The sequence below is a fragment of the Paenibacillus xerothermodurans genome, from assembly GCF_002220865.2.
Taxonomy (GTDB): Bacteria; Bacillota; Bacilli; order Paenibacillales; family NBRC-103111; genus Paenibacillus_S; species Paenibacillus_S xerothermodurans.
In genome coordinates, this window is sequence record NZ_NHRJ02000002.1 from 331,786 (window position 1) to 347,335 (window position 15,550).

Here is a 15,550-nt window from a genome sequence, read left to right on the forward strand (position 1 = left end):
TTAGGCTTGGACAAATCAGTACAATAAAAGCATCTAGACGCAGGGAAGGTGCAGACGCATGGCCGACGAAACGAATACGGAAGGGCAGCAGCCTAAAAAAATCAGTCTGGCAGACGCCATTAAAAACAAGCTTGCCCAAAAGAAACAAGAACAAGCCGCAGCACAGTCAAATCCACAGCTTCGCGGCGGTGACAGTGCAGTGATGAAAAGCCAACATAACAAGAAGCCGAACAATCAACGGCGCCGCACCGGCGGTAGTTAAAAAGAAGGATGAGCTGCAAAAAAGCTCATCCTTTTTTCTTTGGTGTTCACCAGCTTATGCGTATAGCAGTTCGCGCTGTTTCTTGATGTCTTCGTTTTGTAGATACTCGTCGTACGTGATCATCTTGTCGATCATTCCGTTCGGCGTGATCTCAATGATACGGTTGGCGACTGTCTGGATGAATTGATGGTCGTGCGAAACAAACAGCATAGTGCCGTCGAAATCGACCATACCATTGTTCAGTGCTGTGATGGACTCCAGATCCAAGTGGTTCGTTGGCTCATCCAGCAGCAGTACGTTCGCTCCGCTCATCATCATTTTTGACAGCATGCAGCGCACTTTCTCACCACCGGACAGGACACTAGCTTTCTTCAGCGCCTCTTCACCGGAAAACAGCATGCGGCCCAAAAATCCGCGCAGGTACGATTCATCCTGATCCTTCGAATACTGGCGCAGCCAATCTACCAACGTCAAGTCGGAGTCAAAATACGCTGAGTTTTCTTTTGGGAAGTATGCTTGCGTTGTTGTCACACCCCAAGTATATTCGCCGGAATCAGCAGTCAACTCACCCATCAATGTCTGGAACAATGTCGTTTTCGCGTGACCGTTCGGGCCTACCAACGCTACTTTATCGCCTTTGTTCAACGTAAAGCTGATGTTATTCAGCACTAATTCTCCGTCGATCGATTTTGTCAGCTTCTCCACCGTCAGCAGCTGCTTGCCAGCTTCTCGCTCCGGTTGGAACTTAATAAACGGGTATTTGCGCGTCGAAGGTTTGATGTCTTCGAGCGTGAGCTTTTCAAGCTGTTTTTTGCGCGACGTAGCCTGCTTGGACTTGGATGCGTTGGCGCTGAAGCGCTGTATGAAGGCTTCGAGCTCTTTACGCTTTTCCTCGGTTTTCTTGTTTGCTTCGCGGGCTAGCTTCAGCACCAATTGACTCGATTCATACCAGAAATCATAGTTGCCGACATACAGCTGAATTTTACCGAAGTCGATATCGGCGATGTGCGTGCAGACTTGGTTCAGGAAGTGACGGTCATGGGAAACAACGATAACGGTGCCCTCAAATTTGGCGAGGAAATTTTCCAGCCAGTCGATGGATTCAATGTCCAAATGGTTCGTCGGCTCATCGAGCAGCAAAATGTTCGGGTTGCCGAACAACGCTTGTGCTAACAAAACGCGGACCTTCTCGTTACCGCCGAGATCCTTCATCTTCATCTCATGCAAATCCTTGCCGATGCCCAGTCCGATCAATAATTCGGCGGCATCGGATTCCGCCTGCCAGCCGTCGAGCTCCTGAAATTCGCCTTCCAGCTCAGCAGCACGCATTCCGTCTTCCTCGGAGAAATCCGGCTTAGCGTACAGCGTATTCTTTTCCTCCATGATTTCAAACAAACGCGTATGGCCCATCATTACCGTGCGAAGCACTTCCACTTCATCGTACTCGAAATGGTTTTGCTTCAGAACCGCCATTCGTTCCCCCGGCGTGATGCTGATTTCGCCCTTGTTTGGCTCCAGCTCACCGGATAGTATTTTCAAAAACGTTGACTTCCCTGCGCCGTTCGCGCCGATCAAACCATAGCAGTTGCCTGGAGTGAATTTAATATTTACGTCTTCAAATAACGCTCTCTTGCCATATCTCAAAGTTACATTAGATACTGTAATCATCGTTATTCCCTACTCTCATAAAGTAATCCGAGGATGCATCCAGCGCTTCCAAACATTAATTATAACACAAATAAGCATGTGTTTCCTAATGTTATTATGCGTATCTGGAAAAATTTATCTAAGGGCTGCAGTTGAGCTGCTACTTGCTCTGGTCGATCAGCTCGACCAGCTCGGATAGCTCACTCCAGCGTTCCAACGACTGTTCCAAGAGCTCACTCAACTGCTGCTCTTCGGCGTACAGCTCCTGCACTTTGCCGTAATCACTGCCAGCGAGCTCTATGTCCCGCCGCGCCTTGGCTAAGCGTTCCTCCAACCCGGCAATCTTCCCTTCGATTTCGTCCCATTCCTTCTGCTCTTTGAACGTCAGCTTGCGGGGCCGATTGGCTCCGCGATGGTCACCGCCTGCTGCAGGTGCCGCCGCGTGGTTTTGCTTGGACTGTTCTGCCGACTGCCGCTTACGCTCGTCTGCTTCCGCCTGCTCTGATGCACGAGCCGCATCCAGATACTCCGAATAATTACCGTGAAACCGTCGAACTTCACCGTTGTCAAACGCAAACAGATGATCCACCGTGCGATCCAGGAAATAACGGTCATGCGATACGGTGATGACAGCGCCCGGAAACTCGTTCAAATACTCTTCGAGGATGGTCAATGTCTGGATATCCAAATCATTCGTCGGTTCGTCCAGCAGCAGCATGTTAGGCTCGCCCATCAAGGTACGAAGCAAATACAATCTCCGCTTCTCTCCACCCGACAGCTTACCGATCGGCGTCCACTGCAGCGCAGGAGGGAACAAGAACCGTTCGAGCATTTGTGCGGCGGTGATCGTATCTCCATTGGCAGTTCGGATCACTTCAGCGGCTTCCTTAATATATTCGATAACGCGCTGCTTGTCGTCCATCTCAGCACTTTCCTGTGTATAATAAGACAGCTTGACCGTAGCTCCGACATCGATCGTTCCTTGGTCAGGCTGCAATGTGCCGGCAAGCATGTTAAGAAACGTGGACTTGCCGCTCCCGTTGGGACCGATGATGCCGATTCTGTCATCAGGCATAACGATGTAGCTGAAATCGCGGACAATCGTGCGAGCGTCGAACGACTTGGACACGTTTTCAAGCTCCATCACCTTTTTGCCCAGCCTGCTGGCGCCCAGCGCCATGTCCATCTGTGTGGACGGGCCATCCAGCTCGCGGTCTCGCAGCTCGACAACCCGTTCGACTCTAGCCTTCTGCTTCGTTGTTCGTGCTTTTGCGCCGCGGCGCAGCCACGCCAATTCGCGCCTCAGCAGATTCTGCCGCTTGTCCTCTTCGGCCGCTTCGCGCTCCAGCCGCTCCGCCTTTTTCTCAAGAAACACGGCGTAATTACCGTCGTAGCTGTAGAGCTTACCCCGGTCCAGCTCGATAATGCGACTCGTTACGCGATCAAGAAAGTAGCGATCGTGCGTGACAAGCAGTAAAGCTCCCTTCCATTTGCTCAAAAATTCCTCCAGCCATTCGACCGTATCATGGTCTATGTGGTTGGTGGGTTCATCAAGAATGAGCAAATCCGCTGGCTGTATCAAGGCTCTCGCCATAGCGACGCGTTTACGCTGTCCGCCGGACAATACACCAACCTTCTGTGTAAAGTTGTGTATCCCTAGTTTGGTTAACACAGTTTTCGCCAACGTGCTGGCATCCCAGGCATTCAGCGTATCCATCTGCTGCTGTGCCGCGAACAAACGGGATTGCCGTTTCTCGTCCTCGGGCGCTTCTTGCAGTGATGACAAGGCTTGCTCATAATCGCGTAGGGCTTGCATAAGTGGCGTATCGCCAAAAAACACCTGTTCAAGCACCGTAGAATCAGGCTCGAATTCAGGATTTTGCGGAAGATATTCAACACGAAAATGATTCGCGTGCACCAGCTTACCCGAATCCACAGGTTCCAAGCCTGCGATAGCCTTCAGAAGCGAGGATTTACCGGTGCCGTTCACCCCAACCAAGCCAATGCGCTGCCGCTCGTTGATTTGGAAGGAGATATCGTCGAATAATATCTTTTCGCCGTAACTTTTATGAAAATTCTCTATCGTCAATATATTCAATGTATTCATCCCCTTATTTGATTCGGGCAAAATTTTCATGTAAGCTTACGAATGAATAATTAGAAGGAGGTTGTTACCTAATGTCTGAAATTTTGCCGCCGAAAACCTGTACCATCGACCGACTGATCACGAAAGAAGAAGATGTCGAAAAAGTCATGCGCGGCGAAAAAACGGCAACGCGCCGGAACGGTCGTTACGCCGACATCGGTGAGATCATGGAGTTGAGAGGCCACAGATTCGAGGTTTATAACGTGTACCAGCAGCCACTTGGTGAATTGACCGACGAAGCGGTGCAATCCGAAGGTTACGAAAGCCTCGACAGCTACAAAAATTATATCTTATCCATGCATGCCGGCATGCCATGGCTGCCGCAGATGAAGGTGTGGGTGCACGAGTTCCGCGCGGTCTAACTTAATCTGTTGATTCAGACACAACCTATTCGGAACGAAAAACAGTGTAGTTTTCATTAAAATGATGCTACACTGTTTCATATACCTTTTCAAGTCTGGAGGCCCACCGCTTTGTATCCCTCACTCGTTTTCATTCACGTGGTGAGCGCCCTGGTCTCCATTGGCCCTTTTATCGTTCTTATCCCCTTACTATCTAAGCTCAGAACCGCGGAAGGCAGCCTGCTTCATTCTTACCTGGACACTTTCCAATTCGTTGTTCGTTTATGCAAGCATTCCGGACATGTGCTGGTACTCTCGGGACTTTTACTGCTCTGGCTAGGAGGGTGGCCGTGGAACACACCATGGATCGCCGCGACATTCTTTGTCCTTATCGGCTCTGTATTCTTTATGGCACGCGCCTTTTCTCCCACGATTCACCATCTGCGGCAGGTTGATGCACCGGATACGGCTTTAATCAACAAGCTCGCACGCGCGCTGTATATTTATTTGTTTATCCTGTTTCTCATGCTGTGGCTGATGATAATGAAACCGGCTCTGTGGTGAATATGTTCACCCGAGCCGGTTTTGTTCTTTCCTGTCAACTGCCTACCGCCTGGTTAGACCACTCTTCTACGTCCCACACTTTGGTGACCCAATCTTCGTAAAAGTCGGGTTCATGGCAAACAAGCAGAATAGTGCCTCTGAATTCTTTCAACGCGCGCTTAAGCTCGTCCTTAGCAACCACGTCCAAATGATTCGTCGGTTCGTCAAATACGATCCAGTTGCTTTCCCGCATTAACAGCTTGCACAAACGCACCTTGGCCTGCTCTCCTCCGCTCAACATACTGATCGGGCGGGTAATATGCTCGTTCGTCAATCCGCAGCGGGCGAGCGCAGCACGTACTTCGTGCTGATTCATGTGAGAAAACTCATTCCACACATCATCAATCGGCGTCATGCTCGGCGCCTTCACTTCCTGCTCGAAATAAGCGGGGAACAGAAAGTCTCCCAGATATGTGTTACCGCTGTACGGCGCGATCTTCCCGATGATCGTTTTGAGCAATGTCGATTTACCGACCCCGTTGCAGCCCACAATCGCAATTTTCTCACCACGTTCGATCGTCATGTTCATTTTCGGCAGCAGCGGACGGTTGTAACCGATGACCAAATCTTTGCCTTCGAAAACAGTCTTGCCGCTTGCCCTCGCATCCTTGAACTGGAACGTTGGCTTTGCCGCCGTGTCAGGACGATCAATACGTTCTAAGCGCTGCAGCTGCTTTTCACGGCTTTTCGCCCGGCCGGACGTCGAGTAACGAGCCTTATTGCGTTGAATAAAATCCTCTTGCTTCTTAATGTATTCCTGCTGTTTTTCATAGGCGTCGATGTGCTGCTGCTTGTTGATATCCGCCATCTGCAGAAACTTCTCGTAGTTGCCGGCGTACCGTGTCAATTTTGAAAACTCCAAATGGTACACGATGTTGACGACCTTATTCATAAACTCCGTGTCGTGAGAGATCAATATGAATGCGTACGGATAATTTTGCAAATAGTTGGTCAGCCAAGCGATATGCTCTACATCCAAATAGTTCGTCGGCTCATCCAGCAGCAGTGCCGTGGGCTGCTCCAGCAGCAGCTTGGCGAGCAAAACCTTGGTGCGTTGCCCACCGCTCAGCTGTGCTACGTCACGATCCAGACCGATAGCATCCAAGCCAAGTCCATTGGCCATTTCCTCTATTTTTACGTCCAGCAAATAAAATCCGCTGTTTTCCAATCGGTCTTGAATTTCCCCCATCTGTTCCAGCAGCAGCTCGAGCTTTTCCGGATCGGCGTCAGCCATCTGTTCGGTGATGCGAATCATCTCCTGCTCCTCTTCGAACAGCGGCAAAAACGCATCCTTTAGAACGTCACGAATCGTTTTGCCTGGCGTGAGCTTCGTGTGCTGATCCAAGTAGCTATAATTTACACGCGGAGTCCACTCCACCTTACCGCTGTCTTTCAAAAGCTGGCCGGTTAAAATATTCATCAACGTTGATTTGCCTACCCCGTTAGCTCCTACCAAACCGACGTGCTCGCCAGCCAGCAGCCGGAATGAGACGTCTTTAAACAACACCCTGCCACCAAATGAATGGCTTAAGTCTTCTACTGTTAACAAACTCATTGCTGTTCTATTATCCCCTATCCGTATATGTGATTTTATATGTGATTTCATGTTTATATAATAAATGGACTGACCAGTTATAGAAGTTCAACCTACTACAAAACTAGCATATCCGATTAATGTGATGCATAACACATGAGAACTGCCATTATGGACGTATGAAACTATGACCTGAAACTATGACAGTATGACAGTATTACAGTATGACAGTATGACAGTATGACAGTTTATTATATCACTGTTGCCAGTGTGCAGGGAATAGCATGTAAAAATTTTCGCATCGGTAAGAAACCTCGCCTGGACAGCCGCAGATTAACGGTGATCGGCAGTCCGCCGTTCTCACAAGACGAAAGTATTGTTGGGCAACTCGATCCGCATCTTTTCGTGAGAACCGTGTGCGTTCCGCACGCTGCACTGCCTCGCAGACAAGAATGGTCGATAGGAGAAATGCAGGCTTGTCCCACTGCATTCGGCCGTAATAACTCTATCATGCTTTTGACACCGATTTTCGGTAAAACATCTTAGAGCAGGCAGTGCAGAATAATGCTAGTCAGGGTCGCACGACTCATATTGACGGGGAATGTGCGGGGACCGGCGCGGAAGAACAAACGCCCGCACACGAAAAATCACATTAGTGTCTCCGCCGAGCTGCGGGCGCAGTGGCAGCGGAAGAGCACATAGATAGGCGTACGCGGCGGAAAAAAGCGGCCGCCAGACGTCACTGCAGCGTCTTATCATGGCCCGGCCAGCATAACCGAGGAAGACGAATTACACAGGCGCAGGCAGCTGAATGTGAAATTCTGTGCCTTTGCCTTCCTCGCTCTCCACATGGATATGACCGCCATGCTCATGAATCGTGGTAAACACCTGGGTAAGCCCCATCCCGACTCCGTCTTCTTTTGTCGTAAAGAACGGTGTCCCCAGCAATTTGATTTTAGCCGCCGGCACACCGGAACCCGTATCTCTCACTTTGATATGTATCATATTGTTTCTGTAAAAGTGTTCTAACGTAATTTCACCTTTGCCATCTATGGCTTCTATCGCATTCTTTAGTAGATTGAAAAATGCTTTTAGTATTAAGTTCTTTTTTCCCCGGAACTCCTTATCACAATTTTGAAAGTGCTTGTTCACTGTGACTTTGTAAAGCTGCTCTTGAAATAAGAAGATCAGCGATTCCAACTCGGAGCAGAGATTTATCATGACGTCCGGTTCATTGTTCAGATCCGGCTTCGCTACTTGAAGAAGATTGTTTAACGTTTTAATAGCGTTATCCAGCTCCTCTACAACAATGGGTAAATACGGGTGAACCAATTCCTTTTCCAGCAGCTGCACGAACCCTTTTACCGCGGTCAGAGGGTTTCTTACTTCGTGTGCTATACCCGCCGCCATTTGGCCGATCGAGGATAGTTTTTCTAGATTATGTAACCGTCTTTCGGTCTGCTTTCGTTGAGTAATGTTCCTGACAATGATCTGTGCCAGGTTTTGACCGTCCATAGCATAAGGGGCCGCCATAACCTCAACATCGATCGTCTCTCCGTCGCTCTTCAGCATCCTTTGCTCCATCAACTCCGTGACTTCGCCATTGAGAGCCGTCTCGAGCCGCTTCTTGTGTATCCCATGAAAGTCAGGATGTAAAAAACGGCTGAAGGCTTCGCCTATTACCTGTTCGGGATATTTTAATCCAAGCAGATCGAATCCTGCCTGATTGATGTAAATCACCTTGTCGTCCTGCAGGACGAAGCAGCTATCCAATGAGTATTTCACAAGTTGGTAAAAATCCAAATTTGATTTTCCAAAGGCCAAAGAGATCAACTCCTGCTCAACAGTGACAAATAACTTCCGCTTTTTCAATTCTTTTTCCAATATTGCTTTGAAGTCATCGCTTAAATTCTCGAGTAAACATTTCGTGTAAACGTCTACAAGTTCCTGATCGCTGAAATTGTTAAGCATCACTGATCCTCACTAAATCACAATCTTATCCATAGGTGCTCTTATTTCTCTATTAATATAACAATTATATTGGTATCTCATACATGACCCGGAAAGGTTAACAGAGGCCATGCATGGAGCTAAATCGTATGGCGGATAAACTAGATATTCTCAGGCTTACTTGTAACATTTTACTATACAACAAATCAAATTACGACCATTTTGTTACTTTCCCCACAATCTGTTGCATCACGCAAACGCTGCCACAATCTAGCAGCTTATCAGCCATGCATAACGCAAAAAACGGACAGAAGCATCGCTTCTGCCCATTTGGCGTGTGGCATAGTAACCTTATGGAGAGACTACCGGGCTGTGCGTTCGGTCGCCGGGAGCTTCCTTATCAGCTTTATGAGGCGTCACTTTCCCCGTTTTAAAAATAAATTCGGTATTCGCGATCCGAATAATATCGCCCGCCTGCAAGGGATATATCCGATACGGCACCAATGCTTCTTCGTTGAGATCGGTGCCGTTGCGGGAGCCAAGATCTTTTATGTGCACAATATTATCTTCTTTTACGATCTCCGCATGAATCCGCGAAACACCTTCGACGTTGTGCTGCAAATCGACGTTTTGTCCAGCTCTGCCAATGACAAAGGAGGCCTTGGTGATTTCGCATTTCTGCAGCTCACCTGCTGTTGTCCATTGCAAATAGGGTGGTAGTGCTCCGGCTTCGTTTTTCGCTGCGGCTTGGCTCAACAATACAGTGCTGTCGGGCGGAGTTAGTACCGTGGTGCGCTGCTCAAGACTGCGGTAATAGGCTGGTGCAGCCTCAAACACGGACGCTGCACGCTCGCTCAGCTTGCTGTCCAATCGAGAATGCGACAGATCCCTGCCATGGCGATCGAGCACAGCCGCCGCGCTTGGAACCGCAGCTTGTTTAGGTTGTGCGGGGGTGAAGAAAGGCACCACATCGGCTCTCTGATTACGGTGGCCGAGAGTATCCGGTTCGCTGTGTCCTCCCCCGAAAGCCTGCCAAAACGCTTGATCATCCTCTTCCGGCATTGGCGGTTTCCAAATCCACAACACAATGAAAGCCAAGTTCACCACCAACACAGTTAAACCGGAGCAAATAAGCAACCACGGCTCGCCGCTCTGATCCAAATACAGCTTCCAAATCAGACATAAAGCAAGTACCCCCATCAACAACACAGGGAGTTTTAACTTCTGATGCTGATCCACACTGTCAGCCGGTTCATCCGCCATCGGCTCGTCTATAGCACCCGGCTTCAATTGAGCGTACCCAGCTGCCGGGGGGGCGAATGGCTGGGCTTCTGCTTTGGGCGCGGCTGGTGCGTCTTCTGGCGCCGTAGCATACGGCTTTGCGTGTAGCCCTCTTGCAACTGTTGAAGTGTCCGTTGGCGTGTAAGGTGTGTGGTCCGGTGGCCGTGCAGCCATCGCACCAGCAGGTGCCGGCGCGACCGACAGAAATTGGGCACCTGTTGTATTCAGGTTTTGTGGCACGATAAAATTATCAATTCGCTTGGAATGTGAACCGTTCACACCTTCATCAGCCATCTGCGGCTGTCTCGCGCGACCGGTTATTCGCCCCGATTCCGTGTGAGAGGGATGAATTCCCGCGGAGTAGTTCCCCGCTGCCAGCTGAGTCATGTGTTTCAGTAATAGCTGCTTCAGCACAGGTAGATTGAAGGAATCATCCATTAAGTAATTCATCAATTCCTGATAGCCATTTCCTGTTAGTTCGGTCACCTTATGCACAAGGCGGGAAGCCAGTTCCTGCAGTTCTGCCGGCAGGGGCTTCTTTTCCGGCAGCACTTCCATAGGTATATATGTGAGCTGAAGATCGCTACCGTCCTCAGTGCAATAAATATAATCCTCTTGCAGTATATACCTGCTCTCCTGCAGCATGTACACATTACTCGCTGCAACGATATCAACGATCTGATACATAAACGAAAAAAATTGCTTGATCGTAAAGTGGTTAAAGCGCATCCAGTGAGTCAGCATCCGCTTTCCGGTAATGTTGTAGTAGAGCTTCATGTTTTGATCCCATTCCTCTACCTGAAGTTCGAGCAGGTGAGGTATTTTATTACTTACCATCATATTCACCTGAAAGGCCGACAGCTCCGACCTGTGCATTCCGCTTGGAGATGTAACCACCATAAAATGACCGTTCCGGGTGACAAAATCTATATCTAAGCCGTAGACATGTGCATTCATTGGTCTCCCTCCTTTCGTTTAAATAGATTGCAGGTACGCAGTTACCGCTGCTGGAGCCACCGCCCACATGAACGGGAATCTAAGATGCTCCTTGGAGTTCGTGAGCGATTTCAGAAGCCGCCTGTCTTTGACAAGAAATAACACAGAGAAGAATCTCATGATCGCCAGCCCCCGCTCTTCCCATTCCCAGCGACACAGAAGAATCACACAGCTGATCAAAGCTGCATAGATCAACGAGTACATCACACTTTGCAACACAAACTCGGTTCCTACTAACGCTCCTAGCGCTGCAAACAGCTTGACATCCCCTGCTCCTACAGCGTTAATAAGATATAAAATGAACAAGGGGATAAAGCCCAGCGCGGTGCCCAATAACGCATATGCCGCTCCGGATATACCCGCAAGCCACCAGTGTAGCAGCACACCTATGATACAACCTGAAGCGGTCAGATAATTGGGTATTTTTTGTTTGGTTATATCCGTGACGAAGGCTAACGCCAGGAGTGCTCCGCTTACAATGTGAAAGATCATCCTGCTGCACCCACCCATGCCCGTTCATAAGCCTTCTTGCGGATGATCACTGTCTTGCGAAAGAACGGCACATGCAGCGGGAGTTCATACTGCGCCTCAACGCCGACGAACGCCTCTTCCGTGTTATTCAAGTCGGGCAGTATGACATTGGTTACCTTCAGCCGATCCATATTCAACCTCGTCTTATTCGCATACACTCCAACCAAAGGTGCAAAAGTGCTATTCAAAATAGGCTGATAGGCATCCCTCACCTGTTTCTTGGCTTCTTCCGTACCGGATTGGCTCAGTGCTTCCAGCTGCTGTCGATGCGTTTTTTCCCACCCCATTACTTTTACTAACGGCTCCGGTATCCACTGCTCATAGTCCTGAACAAATTGTTCAGTGTCTGCGGCTGTTTGATTCACAGCCTTAACCCGGCCTATCGCTTGATCTAGCCATACGCTGACGGCGCTTTGATCCCATTGATTTTTCGCTTGCGCGTAAAGCAAATCGACGGGGTACATGTTGACTGCCAGAACTTTGGTCGTCTCTGATACTGCGGACTGCAGCGCCATCTCGGCGAGCGAAATTTGAATGAATGCTATAAGCATTAATATGAAGGAGAGAAATAAAGGCAGCACCAACGCTGCCTCCAGTACAATACCCCCTTCGTCGTCACGTATTATTTTCACGCGCAGCCTCCTCTTCACACCGTTTTTTCTAATCACTGGTTAATAGGCCATAACTCCAGTCTTGGTCATATGGCAGCGGTCACTCACCACTTGACACGAGTACAACCCGGAAGCGCCAAGCAGTTTCATCACGCTGGGCAGAAACCATAGTTTCACTGACGAGGCGGCAGTGCCCGACAGATAAGTGGTGCCATGCTCCAATGAAGTGCCCGTGTTCAACTGAATCAACGCCTGCAGTCTCGACAGCATCACCGCATCTCGACTGTGGAGCAACAAGAAAACGCGCAAGTAATCTTTGTACGATAAGCTGATCGCACTTCCTAACTTCTTCGATAGCGGCACAGCCTCACCATCAATCAGCTTAGTCATGTCCATGTGCGCTTGCATGGCGCCTTCCGCGACAGCGGCCAAAAGCATCGCGAGCGGGGAACCCACGTTCATAGCTTGAATATGCGGCTCGGTAAGCGCCTCTGCCGTGCCCACAGCAAGTCGAAAGGCGAACATTTCCGCATACGCAGCCGCATAGTTGCCGGCGCAAGAGCTCGCCCCGTATAGCAGATATTCAAGCTCCTGATTAACCAGGGCGTGACTCTCTGGTTGGGACAGTTCTTTGGACTGTTTCGCTTGTCCTGACGCGTCCTTCTCTAATCCTAAGGTTCGATAGCTGAACTTACTAATGGCATACTCATCCACATAAAATTCATCCCGTACTTCGGTCAACAGCCCCTCCAATGATGCAACTAGATTCATCGCGCTTGCCCCGGCTTTATCAGCGTCTTCCACATTTATTTCCGGCACCGGCTGAGCCATGTCTGTGCTTTTATTCAAGGTCATGTAAGCTTGGTAGAAACCTGTGCTTCCTGCCGCCGGATCGCCCTGCAGCGCGGTGTAGTGCTCTTTGAACGGGTCCGCCGCATTCACTAAGCTGCAAACGCCCATAACCCGTGTTACTTGGTCGAGATAGGGCTGCGCCTTTTGCCGCTGCTCGCTCTTGGAACTATTAGCAGCGGTTTGTTTATTTGTGCGCTGACTCTCCTTTTGTCCTTGTCTAACGAACAGATCATTTGCCTTCTGCCAAAATGACTGAATAGCTCCATCTGCATTCTGGTAGTTCTGTGCGTCAAAGAGCAGGACGCTGCCAAGCTGCGCTTGGAGTCCGGAGAAGAGCGCCACGACAGATGCCGCCTCGCTGCCATACTCGTCTAATTCCTGCCGTTGTATGATGTCGATAGATTGGAACACTTCGTTCGGCTTGTAGGCTCCGGTTGAAGCGTTTTGGGTTTGAACGGTACGCAATTCTGTGTTCAATTGATCGTTCGCTGTCTTAGCCTTGTTAATAGCTTCGTCGAATGCAGTCAGGTGCGCCTTTAAGTCACTCAGGTCTCCAGTGGATTTCAATTTGAGCATAGCCAGCAATTCAGTGTACTTGATGACGTCCTCGAGCAGCTGATCCAAAGCGCTGATCTTATCCGTCAGATCAGACATCTGGGTTTTTAGGGCATCTTTAGTGTCCCGTAATCTGCCTAAAGCAGCAGCTGATGCATTGCCCGCCGCGATTAAATCAGCGATCTTATCGTTCGTCTTTTCCAGCTGTTGTTTCAACTCTGTGAGATCTGCCTTGGCAGCGGTCAATGATTGCCGTACCTCCGCGACCGTGTGAATGCCGACTCTGGCGCTAAGCTCGTTCAGCTCGGCCAGATGGCTTTGATAAAAAGGATGCACCGCAGCTGCCTTGGCATGAATATTTTTCCATTCCCTCCATGCGCGGTCCAGATGGCCGTTCCGTTCATCCAGAAGAGCTTCAATTTTCACAGCATTTTTCGAATAGTCAGAAGCTTGCCGCAGGTTCGTGGCCAGTCCTGTTTTCTTGAATTTATCAGCGATTTCAAGCGAATAAATCATCGGTGCCCGGTATTTCATTTCCTCCAATATTTGCTTTTTTAGGACCATGTGGTTTGCAAGAGAGTACATCGATGTAATGCTCGTATTACTCGGCTCTACACGCTGGTCGATAAAGCCGAAATGTTCGGCGGCGACCGATCCGGACATGTTCTCAGACACGGTCTTAACAAACATTTCTTTCGTTTTTTCATCTCCCTGATCCAGCGCGTACAGACCATACTGCTGCAGCCCGGGGGAAAAAGCGGAAAGTGTCGATCGGACGCCGGCTTTTACCGCATTTTCAGACTCCTTCTCTGCCACCTTCAAACGGGCAAAATCGATCAGCAGAGCACAGAACAGAAATATCGGAACCAAAATCATAATCAAATAGAGCGAGACGGCGCCGTGTTGTTCAGTCACGAATGCTTTCAACCGTTTCAGACTAGCTCCTCCTTTGCCGTCTGTTTTCCTGCGGGCACCCGAACAATTATTCATGTACGACGATCACAATGCCCTGGCGCTCCAATTCCTGGCGTAAGCCTGCAGACAGCTTCACCTGTGTGTGCTTTGATTGTTTAAAAAAATGCCACACAACCCCTTTCACCGCACCGTTGGTGAGCAGTTCCTTGTCTTTAGGTAGCTGTTCGCCTCGCAGTTGACTTTCGCTGAACGTATAAAATGCTTGGTGCGCCACAGCATTACCGTCGAGCGCATCTACCACACGCTGCGTGGTGGGATTGACCTGCACCGTTTGCTCGGTGCCGGTGACCAGCGTCTGCAAATATCGGGCGGCACTGTTATGACTATTTATAACCACCGGTGCCTCAGGTACTGTCTGGGGCTCCACCATTGTTTGCAGTGCAGCTGCAGGTTCAATGCGGCCTTGAATCTCCTGAATAAATGTGCGTGTGAGATCCACTAAGCGGATGGTTTCCACCGGGTCCACCACCTGTGCTTGTGCGTTGGACTCCACGTCCTTAGCCAGCTTGTTCTCCACGTAGGTTGGAGAGTGGAAAGGTTTCGTCAGGTCCACGCTTACTTCACGCATGATTCCGCTGTTACGATAGCGCATCAGACCTTGCCACTCTGACGCAAGTACCGCAGCCGCCCGTTGCAATTTGCCCTCCGGCCCTGTCCCGCCGGACGGTCCTTTGGCAGGCAGGGAAATCTCCGCAGCGCGATTCGGAATGACAAATCGAAAGAGATCGGACACGCTGTCATTATGCAGCCGCCAATACAGTCCATCGTCCTCGCCCAAGGCGAAAGCTCCGGTGATAGGGTCTTTTTTGCTGTTGTCCCATACGAATGCCGCCCTGTCAGCAGCGAGACCGGCTGATTGATACGCGGACGCCGTTTGAAAGACATACACCGCCAGGAACAGCAGTGCGATTGTGCTAAGCAGTATGGTGGGCAGCACGAAGCTTGCTTCAATGGTAAAACTGCCTTGTGTATCACGGAACCATTTGAACTTCTTCAACATCAAAGTATTGCCCAGATCATGGAGTCTGAGGGCTGATTGAGTCCGCATCGCCTTTAATGCTGCCGGACTGGTTGGTGATTTCAGTGTTCGCATTTGTGAATAACCCTTCCACCCACTGCATAATCCACTTACGAAAGGCTATGGCAATGATCACTAACACCGCCACGATCAACAAAATTTCAAGCGTACCTAATCCGTCCTCTTCCTCCCAGAACTTCCGCACTACCTCATTGATTTGTTGCAACATCATTCGCACTCTCCGATCA

At 49.7% G+C, this 15,550-nt stretch carries 13 protein-coding genes; 3 read left to right on the plus strand and 10 right to left on the minus strand.

The features are described from left to right. The first annotated feature begins 58 nt into the window (after positions 1-58). Positions 59-262: a hypothetical protein gene (locus CBW46_RS05205; RefSeq protein ID WP_089198948.1), complete on the plus strand. Its 204-nt coding sequence runs from the start codon at positions 59-61 to the stop codon at positions 260-262. A gap of 54 nt (positions 263-316) precedes the next feature. Here the strand turns inward: CBW46_RS05205 and CBW46_RS05210 are convergent, their stop codons facing one another. Both CBW46_RS05210 and CBW46_RS05215 read right to left on the minus strand, forming a co-directional pair. Beyond that, positions 317-1,930, minus strand: coding sequence for an ABC-F family ATP-binding cassette domain-containing protein (locus CBW46_RS05210; RefSeq protein WP_089198949.1), 1,614 nt, complete (start codon positions 1,928-1,930; stop codon positions 317-319). A gap of 139 nt (positions 1,931-2,069) precedes the next feature. Further along, the gene (locus CBW46_RS05215; RefSeq protein ID WP_424445951.1) at positions 2,070-4,016 is read right to left on the minus strand and encodes an ABC-F family ATP-binding cassette domain-containing protein; all 1,947 of its coding nucleotides are present in this window, start codon (positions 4,014-4,016) and stop codon (positions 2,070-2,072) included. A gap of 71 nt (positions 4,017-4,087) precedes the next feature. Here CBW46_RS05215 and CBW46_RS05220 point away from each other — a divergent pair, with 71 nt between their 5' ends. Further along, on the plus strand, positions 4,088-4,417 hold the full coding sequence (locus tag CBW46_RS05220) for an ASCH domain-containing protein (protein ID WP_089198951.1): 330 nt from the start codon (positions 4,088-4,090) through the stop codon (positions 4,415-4,417). A gap of 111 nt (positions 4,418-4,528) precedes the next feature. Next, complete coding sequence (locus CBW46_RS05225) at positions 4,529-4,960, plus strand: hypothetical protein (protein WP_089198952.1); 432 nt, start codon at positions 4,529-4,531, stop codon at positions 4,958-4,960. Positions 4,961-4,994: 34 nt separating this feature from the next. Here the strand turns inward: CBW46_RS05225 and CBW46_RS05230 are convergent, their stop codons facing one another. The 8 genes from CBW46_RS05230 to CBW46_RS05265 form a co-directional block, all read right to left on the minus strand. After that, entirely contained in the window at positions 4,995-6,554 is a 1,560-nt protein-coding gene (locus CBW46_RS05230; RefSeq protein ID WP_089198953.1) for an ABC-F family ATP-binding cassette domain-containing protein, read from the minus strand. Between the two features lie 768 nt (positions 6,555-7,322). Next, complete coding sequence (locus tag CBW46_RS05235; RefSeq protein ID WP_089198954.1) at positions 7,323-8,504, minus strand: ATP-binding protein; 1,182 nt, start codon at positions 8,502-8,504, stop codon at positions 7,323-7,325. Between the two features lie 330 nt (positions 8,505-8,834). After that, positions 8,835-10,721 (minus strand): DUF6382 domain-containing protein, encoded by a 1,887-nt coding sequence (locus tag CBW46_RS05240; RefSeq protein ID WP_089198955.1) that lies wholly within the window; start codon positions 10,719-10,721, stop codon positions 8,835-8,837. An 18-nt stretch (positions 10,722-10,739) separates the two neighbouring features. Next, positions 10,740-11,252, minus strand: coding sequence for an A24 family peptidase (locus CBW46_RS05245; RefSeq protein ID WP_165842199.1), 513 nt, complete (start codon positions 11,250-11,252; stop codon positions 10,740-10,742). After that, complete coding sequence (locus CBW46_RS05250) at positions 11,249-11,923, minus strand: TadE/TadG family type IV pilus assembly protein (protein ID WP_089198957.1); 675 nt, start codon at positions 11,921-11,923, stop codon at positions 11,249-11,251. The genes CBW46_RS05245 and CBW46_RS05250 overlap by 4 nt, the downstream gene beginning before the upstream one ends. Before the next feature lie 39 nt (positions 11,924-11,962). Next, on the minus strand, positions 11,963-14,236 hold the full coding sequence (locus CBW46_RS05255; protein WP_243633180.1) for a hypothetical protein: 2,274 nt from the start codon (positions 14,234-14,236) through the stop codon (positions 11,963-11,965). 55 nt (positions 14,237-14,291) lie between these two features. Then, a complete protein-coding gene (locus CBW46_RS05260; RefSeq protein ID WP_089198958.1) occupies positions 14,292-15,332 on the minus strand; it encodes a TadE/TadG family type IV pilus assembly protein in 1,041 nt (346 codons plus the stop codon). After that, entirely contained in the window at positions 15,301-15,534 is a 234-nt protein-coding gene (locus tag CBW46_RS05265; protein ID WP_341538168.1) for a Flp1 family type IVb pilin, read from the minus strand. Before CBW46_RS05265 ends, CBW46_RS05260 begins: the two co-directional genes overlap by 32 nt. Between the last annotated feature and the right edge of the window lie 16 nt (positions 15,535-15,550).

Bases quoted from the DNA above. Each gene is read 5' to 3' on its own strand.
- CBW46_RS05205 (WP_089198948.1), top strand. From the start codon at position 59: ATGGCCGACGAAACGAATACGGAAGGGCAGCAGCCTAAAAAAATCAGT.
- CBW46_RS05210 (WP_089198949.1), bottom strand. From the start codon at position 1,930: ATGATTACAGTATCTAATGTAACTTTGAGATATGGCAAGAGAGCGTTA.
- CBW46_RS05215 (WP_424445951.1), bottom strand. From the start codon at position 4,016: ATGAATACATTGAATATATTGACGATAGAGAATTTTCATAAAAGTTAC.
- CBW46_RS05220 (WP_089198951.1), top strand. From the start codon at position 4,088: ATGTCTGAAATTTTGCCGCCGAAAACCTGTACCATCGACCGACTGATC.
- CBW46_RS05230 (WP_089198953.1), bottom strand. From the start codon at position 6,554: ATGAGTTTGTTAACAGTAGAAGACTTAAGCCATTCATTTGGTGGCAGG.
- CBW46_RS05235 (WP_089198954.1), bottom strand. From the start codon at position 8,504: ATGCTTAACAATTTCAGCGATCAGGAACTTGTAGACGTTTACACGAAA.
- CBW46_RS05240 (WP_089198955.1), bottom strand. From the start codon at position 10,721: ATGAATGCACATGTCTACGGCTTAGATATAGATTTTGTCACCCGGAAC.
- CBW46_RS05245 (WP_165842199.1), bottom strand. From the start codon at position 11,252: ATGATCTTTCACATTGTAAGCGGAGCACTCCTGGCGTTAGCCTTCGTC.
- CBW46_RS05260 (WP_089198958.1), bottom strand. From the start codon at position 15,332: ATGCGGACTCAATCAGCCCTCAGACTCCATGATCTGGGCAATACTTTG.
- CBW46_RS05265 (WP_341538168.1), bottom strand. From the start codon at position 15,534: ATGATGTTGCAACAAATCAATGAGGTAGTGCGGAAGTTCTGGGAGGAA.